The sequence below is a fragment of the Peribacillus sp. FSL H8-0477 genome, assembly GCF_038002765.1.
GTDB lineage: Bacteria > Bacillota > Bacilli > Bacillales > DSM-1321 > Peribacillus.
Genome location: NZ_JBBODE010000001.1, coordinates 207,710 through 220,266 on the forward strand (window position 1 = coordinate 207,710; position 12,557 = coordinate 220,266).

The 12,557-nt window shown below is 37.3% G+C and carries 18 protein-coding genes and 1 pseudogene; 3 read left to right on the forward strand and 16 right to left on the reverse strand.

Annotated elements, in window-relative coordinates; all coding sequences use genetic code 11:
- Positions 1-96 precede the first annotated feature (96 nt).
- Positions 97-480, forward strand: a complete 384-nt coding sequence (locus MHI18_RS01070) for a VOC family protein (RefSeq protein WP_340845554.1) — start codon at positions 97-99, stop codon at positions 478-480.
- 124 nt (positions 481-604) lie between these two features.
- Here MHI18_RS01070 and MHI18_RS01075 read toward each other — a convergent pair whose 3' ends face one another.
- From MHI18_RS01075 to MHI18_RS01105, 7 genes are all read right to left on the reverse strand, one after another.
- Positions 605-829: a hypothetical protein gene (locus MHI18_RS01075; RefSeq protein WP_340845555.1), complete on the reverse strand. Its 225-nt coding sequence runs from the start codon at positions 827-829 to the stop codon at positions 605-607.
- 356 nt (positions 830-1,185) lie between these two features.
- Positions 1,186-1,779, reverse strand: coding sequence for a DUF2812 domain-containing protein (locus MHI18_RS01080; RefSeq protein WP_340845556.1), 594 nt, complete (start codon positions 1,777-1,779; stop codon positions 1,186-1,188).
- Entirely contained in the window at positions 1,766-2,086 is a 321-nt protein-coding gene (locus MHI18_RS01085) for a PadR family transcriptional regulator (RefSeq protein ID WP_340845557.1), read from the reverse strand. The genes MHI18_RS01080 and MHI18_RS01085 overlap by 14 nt, the downstream gene beginning before the upstream one ends.
- A 437-nt stretch (positions 2,087-2,523) precedes the next feature.
- Complete coding sequence (locus tag MHI18_RS01090; protein WP_340845558.1) at positions 2,524-2,991, reverse strand: DinB family protein; 468 nt, start codon at positions 2,989-2,991, stop codon at positions 2,524-2,526.
- 36 nt (positions 2,992-3,027) lie between these two features.
- Complete coding sequence (locus MHI18_RS01095) at positions 3,028-3,504, reverse strand: DinB family protein (protein ID WP_340845559.1); 477 nt, start codon at positions 3,502-3,504, stop codon at positions 3,028-3,030.
- Positions 3,505-3,673: 169 nt separating this feature from the next.
- Entirely contained in the window at positions 3,674-3,994 is a 321-nt protein-coding gene (locus tag MHI18_RS01100; protein ID WP_340845560.1) for a hypothetical protein, read from the reverse strand.
- Positions 3,995-4,461: 467 nt separating this feature from the next.
- Positions 4,462-5,511: a 2,3-butanediol dehydrogenase gene (locus MHI18_RS01105; protein ID WP_340845561.1), complete on the reverse strand. Its 1,050-nt coding sequence runs from the start codon at positions 5,509-5,511 to the stop codon at positions 4,462-4,464.
- Between the two features lie 246 nt (positions 5,512-5,757).
- Between MHI18_RS01105 and MHI18_RS01110 the strand changes: the two genes are divergently transcribed.
- The gene (locus MHI18_RS01110) at positions 5,758-5,946 is read left to right on the forward strand and encodes a DUF4017 family protein (RefSeq protein WP_340845562.1); all 189 of its coding nucleotides are present in this window, start codon (positions 5,758-5,760) and stop codon (positions 5,944-5,946) included.
- A gap of 60 nt (positions 5,947-6,006) precedes the next feature.
- On the opposite strand, the gene MHI18_RS01115 is transcribed toward MHI18_RS01110, so the two are convergent.
- From MHI18_RS01115 to MHI18_RS01130, 4 genes and pseudogenes are all read right to left on the reverse strand, one after another.
- Positions 6,007-6,651, reverse strand: a complete 645-nt coding sequence (locus MHI18_RS01115) for an FMN-dependent NADH-azoreductase (RefSeq protein ID WP_340845563.1) — start codon at positions 6,649-6,651, stop codon at positions 6,007-6,009.
- Positions 6,652-6,831: 180 nt separating this feature from the next.
- Positions 6,832-7,311, reverse strand: coding sequence for a hypothetical protein (locus tag MHI18_RS01120; protein WP_340845564.1), 480 nt, complete (start codon positions 7,309-7,311; stop codon positions 6,832-6,834).
- 76 nt (positions 7,312-7,387) lie between these two features.
- Positions 7,388-8,146: a YqjF family protein gene (locus MHI18_RS01125; RefSeq protein WP_445669926.1), complete on the reverse strand. Its 759-nt coding sequence runs from the start codon at positions 8,144-8,146 to the stop codon at positions 7,388-7,390.
- Positions 8,147-8,160: 14 nt separating this feature from the next.
- Positions 8,161-8,589, reverse strand: a pseudogene (locus MHI18_RS01130) (VOC family protein).
- A gap of 103 nt (positions 8,590-8,692) precedes the next feature.
- Between MHI18_RS01130 and MHI18_RS01135 the strand changes: the two are divergent.
- Positions 8,693-9,685: an acrylyl-CoA reductase family protein gene (locus MHI18_RS01135; RefSeq protein WP_340845565.1), complete on the forward strand. Its 993-nt coding sequence runs from the start codon at positions 8,693-8,695 to the stop codon at positions 9,683-9,685.
- Between the two features lie 61 nt (positions 9,686-9,746).
- Here the strand turns inward: MHI18_RS01135 and MHI18_RS01140 are convergent, their stop codons facing one another.
- The 5 genes from MHI18_RS01140 to MHI18_RS01160 all read right to left on the reverse strand — a co-directional run bounded on the left by MHI18_RS01140 (position 9,747) and on the right by MHI18_RS01160 (position 12,553).
- On the reverse strand, positions 9,747-10,313 hold the full coding sequence (locus MHI18_RS01140; RefSeq protein ID WP_340845566.1) for an RNA 2'-phosphotransferase: 567 nt from the start codon (positions 10,311-10,313) through the stop codon (positions 9,747-9,749).
- Positions 10,314-10,327: 14 nt separating this feature from the next.
- A complete protein-coding gene (locus tag MHI18_RS01145; protein WP_340847539.1) occupies positions 10,328-10,729 on the reverse strand; it encodes a VOC family protein in 402 nt (133 codons plus the stop codon).
- A gap of 164 nt (positions 10,730-10,893) precedes the next feature.
- The gene (locus tag MHI18_RS01150) at positions 10,894-11,541 is read right to left on the reverse strand and encodes a uridine kinase family protein (RefSeq protein ID WP_340845567.1); all 648 of its coding nucleotides are present in this window, start codon (positions 11,539-11,541) and stop codon (positions 10,894-10,896) included.
- Positions 11,538-12,083 (reverse strand): hypothetical protein, encoded by a 546-nt coding sequence (locus MHI18_RS01155; RefSeq protein WP_340845568.1) that lies wholly within the window; start codon positions 12,081-12,083, stop codon positions 11,538-11,540. The genes MHI18_RS01150 and MHI18_RS01155 overlap by 4 nt, the downstream gene beginning before the upstream one ends.
- Positions 12,080-12,553, reverse strand: coding sequence for a GNAT family N-acetyltransferase (locus MHI18_RS01160; protein WP_340845569.1), 474 nt, complete (start codon positions 12,551-12,553; stop codon positions 12,080-12,082). Before MHI18_RS01160 ends, MHI18_RS01155 begins: the two co-directional genes overlap by 4 nt.
- Positions 12,554-12,557: the final 4 nt, after the last annotated feature.

Below are 12,557 nucleotides of genomic sequence, written 5' to 3' on the forward strand. Positions count from 1 at the left end.
TACTTGAATTCAAATGTAGGATTAGTGAAATCATTTTTCGGGTGTTTGTTTTTGATAGTCTGCGTTTTTACAGAATAAAAATGGAGGGTCATTAGAATGAAAATAGAACATATTGCTATGTATGTACATGACTTGGAGGCTACAAAAGATTTCTTTATAAAGTTTTTCGATGCTTCATCAAATACCAAATATCATAATCAAAAAACTGGATTAGAGACCTATTTCTTATCATTCGAAGATCATACAAGACTTGAGATAATGACGCGTCCTGATACGGTTTCTTCCGAAGAATCACTATTCAAAACTGGGTACACACATTTAGCATTTAGCGTTGGAAGCAAAGAAAAAGTAGATACATTGACAAGTCAACTAGAACAAGAAGGGTATGAAATTTTAAGTGGTCCGCGTACAACAGGTGATGGTTATTATGAAAGTTGTATATTGGGACCTGAAGGTAATCAAATTGAAATAATTGAATAATTATTTTTATAATTCAAAAAGAGACTTTACCTAATCTTTTTTCTTGCCACTCACATGTCTTATTAGTTCTGCAATACTCTATTTAAATGTATGTAGGCTGCCAATTGGCAGCCTTTATCTTTCGTTAAGTGGACATAACATTTGTATACATAATCATCTTTTTCATCGATTTTAAAACCGATATGTATTTTCTAAATACATTCGGTTCAATACGCGGTTTAAAGAAATCATGAATTCTCAATGATCCAAATAGTGAACGTAAAAATTCCCCATACAGATTATATTTTGTAGCCCTGTGAGTAATAACATCATCAGGTGGAAAATCTGGGTTGTTATTTGAAATGTCCATCCGTGGTTTAACCAAAGAACATAATTGCTCATCAAGACTAATTAAATGTTCATCATAATAATCAGCTGGTGGTTCAAATGGTTTTCTTTTCAGTTCAATCCCCTCCTCATTTACTTAAAGTGTTACCACATTTTTACACTAGTAAAGAGTAATCCTTTTCCAATAGCTGTTTAGGCAAGTCTCAACGGATTATGCCTTCGGTTTAAGTATTTATCATGTAAAGACAATAAGATTCTCCGGTTCAAAGAAGGCAACAAAAAAAACAATTTGCGACAAATGTATCGCGAATTGCTCCAGATGGTTGGTTATTTCCAGAGGCTAAAAAGGATATGGCCAAGACCCTGCCCAGCACCATACTAACGGGATAATTCCTCTTTTATTTTCTTATATTGCATGTAACTCATAAAGAATTGAATGGAAGATACAAACAAAATCAATATTGGTATTAATCGTAACAGCACAAATGGTGTTTCGAAAAGGAATGCTTTCCAAAAAAACATTCCTTCCATTTCCCATAAACCTTGTGTCAGGTACAGTTCTTTTACAATTAATGGATTTCCATCATAAACAATAAAACTAATCACTAAAAAAAAGATGGCAAAGGTTAACGAGTAATTCATTAAGCGCTTATAGTAATTAGACTTTGATTGTCGATCTGAAAACATATTGTCTCGGTTATCAGAAATCTTTTGCCAATGATGAATGCTGCCGAATCTTGATCCTTTGACATGCATCCAGCCAAATTCTTCATAAATCTCCTTGTATTCCTCAAACCTATGGGAAGATAAATAATCTTGATAATCTAAGCGCATAACATATTTTTCGTATGTTTGTTCAAATGTATAGAACCCCCAAATGCTTATATTCGTGCATTTATACCCGGCTAATAATTGTTCATTCAGCCATTTTTCTTCTTCAATAACATTAGCAAAAAACTTATATTTTTTCACATTCATCACTCATTTCATATAAGGATAAAATATGTTTTAATCGTTGTTTTTCATGTGCTAATATTTCTTCACCCTGTGCAGTGATTTGATAAACTTTTCTTCTCCCGTTTTCTCCACTTGCTGGCTTAATCCAACCATGTTTACTTAAGTTATCTATTGCCCCGTACAATGTCCCAGCTGCCAAAACCACATGACCGTTGCTCATTTCTTCAACCTTCTGCATAATTGCATATCCATGAAATGGTTCACGTAAAGCTAATAAAATATAATGCATCGTTTCAGACAGCGGCAAAAGTTTATGCTTCATATTGATTACCCTCACTCTCAATCAAACTATATAGTTCAACTGTATATTATTATGCACGATGTAAATATAAAGTTCAACTATATAGTTCGACTGTATAGAATTTTTTGATGTTAACTTCCTACGCAGGTGCAATAGTAGAAACAAGCTTAGAAAAAATGGCAACGAAAAAAAACCAACAAGGTAATAAATTCACCAGTTGGTAAAATAGAGACCTGGGTCCTTTCGTTACATTTCGTCAATCATTTGTTTTCCAACAAGATGATATAGTCCTACCTCGACATCGGAGTAATACTGAGATAATAAATTCTTTATCTGGATTAGTTATTGAAGATATACGAGAAGCCTCAGATCGTCCCGGGTTAGAATTTATCTTTATTGCCCGCAGACCAACTCTTTTAGGAAAAGGGTTAAGAATTCAAATCTAAGTCTTACCCCCTTTAATCTTCAGTACCTAATATATCTGTATTCGGAGGGATATAACCCATCTCGCGTATCATCGCTACAATTTGTCCCTTGTGATGAAATTCATGAGTCATGGTATGCATAAGCAATTTGCCAGGTGTAAGGAGTACCGTTTCTGGTACCTCTCTCCAAGGAATTTTCCTCTGAATCTGCTCATTTAATTGATTTCCGTGTAATTTAAACACTTCATAAACAATTAAATCCACCTGTTCAAAACGTAATTTTATTTCATCCAAATTGAATTTTTCCAGGTCTTCCTTTGGAGTAAGCGGCTCCTTAGTTTTTAATAAAACAAAGGAGCCAAGCCAAGCTATATAACAATCCGTTATGTGTACTAACAACTCTCGAACACGAATAAAATCACTAACTTCTAGTTCCCTGCAAGAGTCTAACAGCGTTCTTCTAGTCTGTCGGACCCATTCATATTCGTTTTGATGGAACATGCCGTTCACCCAATTTCACCGTTATTAACTTCTCTTTTAACAATCGCGATGTGACGGCCAAGAACCTTGCATCTTTCTGATTTGAATGATTTGACCCGTATGGTATGCATCGTGAAACGTTATATCTACTAGCTTTTCTACAAGAGAATTTCGTTCAAGTTGTTCAGTGGGCACTTTGCTTAGTGCTTCTTTTAAACTCTCTTGAACCGATACTGCTCGTTCAACGACTGCTATCCATTCTTTGTCGTCATTTATTTGTTCAGTAAGGGAAAAAGTTTCATTATTATCAAGATTTTGTGTCCATTCACCGTCTTCTAAATTTGCTACAAGTCTCTCTTTATAGTAAATAAGATGATTAACATTTTCCCAGATTGTATTCGTTGCCCCTCCAACTGGCTTCCACCTAGCCTGCTCTGCAGTGAGTCCTTCTATTGAAGTTTTGAACGGTGCATGCCAACTCTCCTTATCGAACGTAGTATCGAGCATTCTTAAAAGCCATTCTTTTTGATTCATTAACATCTTCCTCCTTAAATTAGGTTTCAATTAAATAGGAATTCAACACGTAAGGGATTAATCCTTCTTAGTACAATAAGAAGAAAAAAAGCAGTGGAATTGCATCCGCTGCTCTTTTATCGTTCCAGACAGAAACTCCCACTTCTATTTTTTCCCTTTACAGGAACCTCTACTTAATAAATCCATTGAGAAATTGATATAACTCTTCTAATTCACCCTCTTTTGCCACTATACAGTTAGGATATTGTTTTATTTCACCTACACTGGTTAGTTTAAAATCATTAGGAGTAGGCAGCCCAGAAGCACAAATCATTAAATAGTCAGCAAATTGAATTAATCCTGTTACTGCTGCTGTTTTTATTGTCATTTGCCCCATTGCTCTCCCTGCAAACAAACCCTTCATTGCACTTTTTCCACCTGTTCTTTCAATTACTATTCTACTTTCGTCGATCATTACTTTTGTTCCTGATTTTAAATCAAACGTTTTCATCTTTTCTACCTCCTGCTTGTCCTAAATATAATAACATCTATGTAAGAAAATGGTTTTAGTTTGTTAAATAAAATCATCAAGTGAGGGTGCTGCACCTCTTTTTATATGTTATTATTTGGATAAACACATTGTACTAAGGGGAGATTAGATATGTCTAAAGATGTTATTTCCATAGTATTCATAGTTTCTATGGTGATATGGATGGCGGTTTCCCAAGAGACTGTGAAACCTTCAAACGAGATAAATTGGAAAAAAATGATAACCTTACTTTCTGTAGGAACTTTACTGACATTCGTTATAACCATTTCTCTTTTTCAAAGCCTGCCGTTTTAGTTCAGAAAGAATGGCCAGAGTACTGGCTTTTTTTTCAATGTAATTAACTATTGATAGTGGACTTTTTCGGCATAAAAAAAGATTGTAAAGAAATAGTACATCTCTACAATCTATATTCATGAACCATACTCAGCTTATTTTTCACCGCTTAATTCTACTAGTATCTTTGCTTGGGATTTATCATTCGTTAACGCTTCAAATCCTTTTGAGACGATGTCATCTAACTGAATCTGAGACGTGATGATTCCTTGTGGTTTTAATTGGCCAGTCCCCATCAAATCGACTGTTTGTTGGAATGAAGTTGGTGAATAAGCAATCGTTGATGTGATTTTAACACCCGTATTTGTTAATTGAATGGGGTTCCATATAATCGGTCTTGCAAAAATTGAGACGATTACCATCGTGCCACGTGGTTTTGTAGCAGCAATTGATTGCTCAAATGTTGGTGTAACACCCGCTACTTCAAATGATACATCTACCCCTCCAGGAATGATTGTACGAATGGCTTCGACAGGATCTCCTTTTCCGGAATTAACGATATGAGTGGCCCCAAGTTCGATGGCTTTTTCAAGACGGGCATCAGATAAGTCTAAGACAATTATCTTACTTGCACCAGCTGCCTTAGCTGCAATTAACGTTAATAACCCAATTGGTCCTGCACCGAAAATGGCAACAGTATCGCCAAATTGAAGATTTCCTTCTTTAACCGCTTGTACCGCTACAGCTGTTGGTTCTACTAATGCTCCGTCCTGCAGGGACAACGTATCAGGTAAAAGAAACACATTTTCTTCTGGCGCATTTGCGAAAGACGTAAACCCGCCGTCTCCATGTAAACCGATAAAGCTAAAACCATCATATACATCTAAATCTTCTGGTTTGTTACCATATGTAATCGTCGGGTTAATAGCCACACGGTCGCCAACCTTAAATTTTGTAACTTTTGTCCCGACCTTTTCAATCGTCCCTGCAAATTCATGTCCCATAATAAGCGGTGCTATTTCTCCAGTTAAAGGATCGGCACTTTCAGTTGGCACAAATACCGGACCTTCTTGGTATTCATGTAAATCACTACCGCAAATTCCAGCCCACGCTACACGGACAGTGACCTCATGATTTTTTAATGCCTTTAACTCCCGCTCTTCAATCCGAATATCTTTTTCTCCGTACCATACTGCAGCTTTCATACTATATCTCCTCCTCAAAATTAATATATTCAAATAATTTTGTCTTTCCGTAACTTATTATACTCCAAAACTAAACTTTTACATTAGTAAAATAAATAATAAATTGTCAATATTGCGACACTTTAAATCAAATGGTCATAATAAATAGTTTATGTCGAATCCGTTAGTCTTATATGGTAATATTTAGGTAGACTTTTATCTATTCACGATTAATAACCACATAATCGGAAAGAAGGTGGTTTGCAAATGAAAACGATGATTCCTGCCCTTTTAGCCTATATCATTGTCTGTTTGATTGTCCTCCTATCCCCAGCCTCTGAAGGATACAATTCGGTCGTTTGGAAATTGCTAGTTGGCCAACTTTATGCGATTCCAGCTTTACTGATTGTTGCCTTAGTCTCTTTTTATGCAAATAAAAAACGTATCCGTAACTAAAAAAAACTGCCAACTAAACCCGAATTAGTCCGGGATTAGCTGGCAGTTTCATCTATTTATTTATGCGTTAACAGATAGTTTAACTAAACGTTGTGCAGAAGCTTTAACTTCTTCCATACCTGCTGCAACGATTTCCATTGCTTTAGCTGGCATTGCATTGTGACCTTCGATAACCACTTCATCAATGATTTGCATACCGAATACGCCGCCGAATACGTTACGCATATAAGTAACAGCCATTTCCATTGGAGCAGCTTCTGGTGTTGAGTAAATACCACCGCGTGCGCTTAGGAAGATTGCTTTTTTCTCTGGCATTAATTGAACCATGTTGCCTTCTGCATCATATTTAAATGCAAATCCTGCAGTGTAAACATAATCAATAAATGTTTGTAATTTAGCAGGGATTGTAAGATTCCATAATGGGAATGCGAAAACAACTACGTCTGCCGCTGTGATAACATCCATTGCTTTTTGTTTTGCAGCTACTAGGCGTGATTCAACATCTGTTAATTCGCCGCCGTTTTGAAGTTTACCGAAAGCATTGAAAAGATCTTGACCAAAGTATGGAGTATCTTCTTCAAAGACATCATAAGTTGTAACGTTTACGTCTTTACCTTCTAATTCTGCCATAAACGTTTCGTACATTTTACTTGAAATTGCTTCTGTTGCTGGACGGTTGTTAGCTTTAACTACTAATACATTCATTGTGTATAAATCCCCTTGTGTAATATATTTTTATTTCATTTATCTCAAACTCAAGATAAATTTATTTTATTAGTTATTTGTTCATTTGTCAACAGTTTATACAGATTGGAAATCGATTTTGTTTTTTAAGTTGGCGCTAATTAATCCCTACTTTTGGTAAGGAATTCAAACGCAATTCATTTAATACGTTATTTCCAACAGTGTTTTCAATTCTTTCAATAGTTTAGGGTGCTTTTCAGTTGAGATATAGACAATTTCATTTTTGTCTGGGTCTTCAAAGTGCATCGTACCATCTTTATAAAAATTGATGGAATACGCTTTATTATCCATTTCTTCTGTATCCGACAAAATAAACATGTAGTTTCCCGGATTATTTAGTTCTTTACCTTTATCTGTTAATTCTTTACCCGGTTTTCTGACTGCCTCAAGTTTGTTCACTTTGCTGATAAACGTTTTAATCTTTTCATCATCCTTTATCCCTTCACTTGCACCTTCATTTGGGACTACATCTCCGTCTTTATCAACCCCTTGAACATATAAAAAGGTATATTCATCTACATGAGGGATGTTCAATACAATACTTTTACTTTCCGTTTGATTACAGCCACTTATTAAAAAAAGTATCACCACTAAACCTAGTAGTCCCTTTACCTTTTTCAAACAGATTCACCTCCATATTTGCTTTCTATGCCTCACAACGCAATTCATAATAGTACTGGTTGATCGGATGTTCTTCTCACTCAGCACGAACCAAAGGCCACATCCGGACATCAATCGTTTTAGAAAAATGCAAAATAGGTTTTTCGCTCTCAACCTGAATTCCTTGACTGGACAGCATGGTGTTGTGACTTATTTCTGCTTCTGCATCCTGAAGTACCCAAGGCTGATGAAGAATGTCACAACGCAGCGGAATTCCCTTATTATTTAACGTATAGAGACAATAACGCTCAGTTATCCATTCATCAAATGAGCCTTTTACTGCATAATAGGGCTTAGAAATTGGACGATACTCACCGATAAACTGCGCATCGAGGCTGCTTCGTCTTCTGCTTTCATAGTGAATGCCTTCTCCCTTCCGATTTACCTTCATGTCCGCATACACATATGGCAAATGGTATATTTTCTTTGCTACTTCTACGGCAAGTCGATTAGCTGCATCCAGACTAAAGAAATACACCCCAGGTTTCCCAGCCACCGTTACATAAGTCCGGACATTGAGTTCAGGAAATCGATCTGTTCCAGGGACAGGAGACATGCCTCTCAAACGGATGCCTGTCATATGAAATGGTACAATTCCAATCCAGCACATTCCGTTATATGAATCTAAAGGAAGCACTTCCGGGACCAACTTTTGTAAGACTTCCATTTTAATTGGATAATGAGCGAATAATAGATCATTCCATGTCTGTTTCATCGTCCAAGGCAAACGCGGCAGCGGCCATAATCGATGACTGTCATCCCATAAAGATTGTTTCGGTTTCGATTTTTCTTTCATACTACTTACCTCTCTTAGCTGTAATTTTTTGAAATGGAATAGTTCTCTTTGAAAATCGGACTCCATTCGCTCCAAACATCAAATTTATTACCGTCTAAATCATAAAAAACGAAGTTTCTTCCCGAATGTCCTCGGTCTTCGATGTCACCCATTCGGATTTTTTTCTCACTAAACTCTCTATGTAAAGCTTCTAACGCAACTAACCCATTCACTTCAAAGGTTAAGGAGAAACGTTCATTCCCATTCCTATCAAAAAAGGTAGAAGTGGATTCAACCAGAAAAACACCTTGATAAGCTAAATTAAGAATCGTCATCTCGAAAGCTTAACTCTGCTCCTAACCTATCGACATACCAACTACTCGAACGGTCTAGATCCATTCAGGAAGATAAATGGTACCTACTCTTACTAATTTTTCACTGACGCAGTAATCCCCCTTTAATATATACCATATTTTTGTAATCCATAGCCCTTTTGATTTCAATTTTCTTTTAAAATAAAGTAGTGTTAACAAATAGCCTTCACTAAAAGAAAGGATGGATGTCACCGTGGAAACATTTAAAGCTTTAGTACTAAATAAAGTCAATGAAGAAACAACGTTAGATATCAAAGAGCTGACTATGAATGACCTCCCAAAAGGAGACGTAACGATTCGAGTTGCTTATTCTAGTGTGAATTATAAGGACGGTTTGGTCGCCATCCAAAACCTTTTCGTCACATCGTATCCTTTTGTCCCAGGCATTGATTTAGCTGGGACCATTATCGATTCAACTGATGAACGATTTCAAACAGGTGATGAAGTCATCGTAACCAGTTATACATTAGGTACTGAACAGTTTGGCGGATTTAGTCAGATCGCACGCGTACCTGCAGAATGGGTGGTTCCTCTTCCAAAAGGATTGTCGTTAAAAGAGGCCATGATACTTGGAACAGCAGGATTTACCGCAGCACTATCCGTCCAAAGACTTGAAGATAATGAAGTAAATCCGAGCCTTGGCCCCATATTGGTCGCTGGTGCTACAGGCGGAGTGGGCAGCATTGCCGTTAATATCTTAGCTAACAAAGGCTATGAAGTCACAGCTAGTACAGGGAAAACCAATGAAGAGTCTTACTTAAAAGGATTAGGAGCTGCTCACATTATTAATCGTCAAGACATTATCGATACTGAACAAACACCTATGCGTGAAGAAAAATGGGCAGGTGCTATAGATCCTGTGGGCGGTAAAACCCTTCAATATATTTTAAGCACCTTAAAATATGGCGGGTCTGTTGCTACTTGCGGGTTAGCAGGCGGAACAGCCGTCTCAACAACCGTACTACCGCACATCTTAAGAGGCGTCAATTGGCTCGGAATTGACTCCGTACAATGCCCAATGGATAAACGAATAAAAGTGTGGAAACGTCTAGGTGATGATCTTAAACCACCCCTGTTAAATGAAGAAATGGTCAACGAAATTTCTCTACTTGAGCTTCCAAAGGTTCTAGCAGATATATTAGAAGGAAAAGTACGCGGACGAACACTTGTTAATCTCGAGAAATAACCTTAGTAAGAGCTTGTTTTGAATGCGTCCATTCAAAGCAAGCTCTTATATGTTTAACCATTCATAGTAGCTTCTCCTCCATTAGATCGCTTAAATTATTTATGTATTGAACAGGGATATAATCGGTAAGCCAGACGTCATTTTCAGACACTAAAAAGAGATAGCCATCTTCATGCATCCTCAAAGCATCAATTTTTAAAATAACCACTTTCCCATGTCTCTTTCCAACTTGAAAGGCAGTTTCTGTAGTATCCGAAAGATGAACATATAACCTATCCATTTTCTTAATACCATGCGTAAGTATGCTTTGAAGAGAGTGTATCGCTGTACCGTGAAACAGATATGTCGGCGGGGTTACTGTCCTCAAAGGGACATTTACATGTACCGAATGTCCTTGGTTTGCCCTGATTAACGTTTTTGTATCATTAAAACTATATCTCTTCTTTTTATCCTGATCGACTATTTCTTGAAGAATAGCTAAATCAATGTACCGTCCGCTATTGTTGATACCTTGAATTAATTGATCTACGTTTGCATACCCAGATTCATCTAGTTTCATATTTATCGTTTGTGGGCTGTGTCTTAAAATCAAACTGATAAACACACTCAACTTATCATGTTTACTCATTATTATCGCACCCCTTAAAAAGCCGATTGGTTCCCCCACACCTTCTGAATCACTTCATTTTCTTCATTCTTATCCACGTATTCAAAGAAGCCAAGTTGGTTGCCCCATGGATCAGAAAACGTTCCCCACCTAACGGGCACTTCGTCACGAGCGTATATTTCGAAATGATCTACATTCAGTTCCTTCATTATTCGTTCTTGTTCCGCTTCCAAATTGTTTACGGCTAACCGCACCGGCCCGCTTCCTTCTGAAGGAATTCCTTCCGCAACTTGAAGCCAACAGCCAGGAATCACTTCCCATTCGGCAAACCCTTCATGCGGCATAAAGTCAGGTCTTCTATTTAATAACGTTTCATACCATTTTTGACCTTGCTCAAAATCTGTCACACGTAATTGAATGGTCATTTCAAACATCAGCTTACCTCCACTTCTTCTTAACTAAATCAATTACGTAATACAGTTGAGAAATAAGAAAGGACAGCACACTACGAATACGAACCCCCATGCTTGAACGCCTATTTCAAAAGCATCTCCACCGCCAAATAGTACAAGAAACATAAAAAGAAAAAGTGCTTATGTATTTAGACATCTAGTGCATCATCATTCTTTTTTAAAACAGTAACCTCATAATTTTCTATTACACTGGTTTTCCCCGTACCATCAATAATCAGATTGGCTGCTTCCATTGGATTTTGGGCTTTTATATACCGTTCCTCTGCAGGCATCCATAGATTTTCCCATAAGTGCCGCTGTTCTTCCCCATCGCGGTCAATTCCTCTAGACAATCTAACTTCTCTCGGACTCTGAACCCATATTTTGAATTGATAAAAAGGCCGTAAGGAAAACAGTAAGGAATAACATCCTTCGACAATCACGACATGACCACTAGGGACATCATGAAATTCTGCTAGTTTATCCTCAACCCAGTCGTAGCGCTGATAAATTGTAGGTTGATTGGTGCTTAACGGGACTAGTACTTGCGCCTTAACTCGTTCACAATCCCAATTGCCGCCAATCTCACTCTCCGAGACATGTTTTCTCTGCTCGGAAGGTTTATAGAAATCATCCATATGAATAATGGACACGTTTTCTGCATCTACTTCTTTTAATTTCTGTGCTAACGTGCTTTTTCCAGCCCCTCCGCCTCCATCAATGGCAATCAAAACCGTCTCTTGTCCAGCTGTCTGAATCAGAATGTCCTGATATAAGTCCCTGATCGAAATAGTCACTTACTCCCCTTCTTCACCCGTTTTATCCCGTAAAATACTGCCAATCCAAATGCAATGATTAATAAACTAAGCATGATCCAAACAGGAGGTTGCCCCTCTTCACTCAAATCAAGTGTCACCTGCTCGGACGGTTCTTCCCCTTTTCCCAGTTCATCTATATCCTCACTTGCTGCTGATAAAAGGTCAGTCCGAGAGCATAACGAAACCTCAAGATGACCATCTGTTTCATTCGTATAAACCATATATTCTTTGCCATCCTCAAATTCATAACCACAGCTAGAAGAACTATCTACTGTTTCGACGATAACTTGTGACTCGTTAAATCCTTTCCATGATTCTTTTACTTCAAAAAGAATAAATTGTGTTCGGCCTTTTTCTAATTGGTCAATGACTTTTCCAGAGAAAACCGCTGAACTTTCTTCTAGTTCTTCTGTCGGAGATTTCGGCTCAACACATTTACAAGCATAACTAGTACTTGGAAACGCACATATGGCAAAACTAATGAACAATAAAATGACAAATGCAAGTTTTTGGATGTTCATATTAGTTCGGGAAAGAACTCCATTGGCTCTTTACACTGAATATATCCATTTTTCTGATAATAACCAGTGCTTTCTTCACTAGGCCAAACGATAATAAATTCATAGTGTTCTTTTTTCACCCATTCATTGATCGTCGTGATTAACTTACTCCCGATCCCCTTGTTTCTGGCGTCTTTACTTGTATACACATTCGTCATATAAACAAACGGATGTGTGATCCTGCCCGGCCGTGGCACTTTATGTATCAATTCTAAATAGATATGTGAGACAATTTTTTCTTCTTCCTCAGCGACCCAAATAAACCAGTTGTTACTGCTGATTGCACTTTCTAAGAATTGTCGGCATTCCACGACAAATGATTGGTAATCGTTTCTCTTAAATGTATTGATTTCAAAGTCTTCAAGAGTAAAGTCCCATCTCATTTGGATTAATTGATCAATATCCCTTATTTCAGCTAATCTAATCTGCATCGTA

Excerpts from the sequence above, each read along its gene's own strand:
- MHI18_RS01090 (WP_340845558.1), bottom strand. The coding sequence starts at position 2,991 with ATGTTCCATCAAAACGAATATGAATGGGTCCGACAGACTAGAAGAACG.
- MHI18_RS01070 (WP_340845554.1), top strand. The coding sequence starts at position 97 with ATGAAAATAGAACATATTGCTATGTATGTACATGACTTGGAGGCTACA.
- MHI18_RS01125 (WP_445669926.1), bottom strand. The coding sequence starts at position 8,146 with ATGAAAGAAAAATCGAAACCGAAACAATCTTTATGGGATGACAGTCAT.
- MHI18_RS01105 (WP_340845561.1), bottom strand. The coding sequence starts at position 5,511 with ATGAAAGCTGCAGTATGGTACGGAGAAAAAGATATTCGGATTGAAGAG.
- MHI18_RS01155 (WP_340845568.1), bottom strand. The coding sequence starts at position 12,083 with ATGAACATCCAAAAACTTGCATTTGTCATTTTATTGTTCATTAGTTTT.
- MHI18_RS01160 (WP_340845569.1), bottom strand. The coding sequence starts at position 12,553 with ATGCAGATTAGATTAGCTGAAATAAGGGATATTGATCAATTAATCCAA.
- MHI18_RS01085 (WP_340845557.1), bottom strand. The coding sequence starts at position 2,086 with ATGAAGCATAAACTTTTGCCGCTGTCTGAAACGATGCATTATATTTTA.
- MHI18_RS01095 (WP_340845559.1), bottom strand. The coding sequence starts at position 3,504 with ATGAATCAAAAAGAATGGCTTTTAAGAATGCTCGATACTACGTTCGAT.
- MHI18_RS01110 (WP_340845562.1), top strand. The coding sequence starts at position 5,758 with ATGAAAACGATGATTCCTGCCCTTTTAGCCTATATCATTGTCTGTTTG.
- MHI18_RS01140 (WP_340845566.1), bottom strand. The coding sequence starts at position 10,313 with ATGAGTAAACATGATAAGTTGAGTGTGTTTATCAGTTTGATTTTAAGA.
- MHI18_RS01075 (WP_340845555.1), bottom strand. The coding sequence starts at position 829 with ATGGACATTTCAAATAACAACCCAGATTTTCCACCTGATGATGTTATT.
- MHI18_RS01115 (WP_340845563.1), bottom strand. The coding sequence starts at position 6,651 with ATGAATGTATTAGTAGTTAAAGCTAACAACCGTCCAGCAACAGAAGCA.
- MHI18_RS01100 (WP_340845560.1), bottom strand. The coding sequence starts at position 3,994 with ATGAAAACGTTTGATTTAAAATCAGGAACAAAAGTAATGATCGACGAA.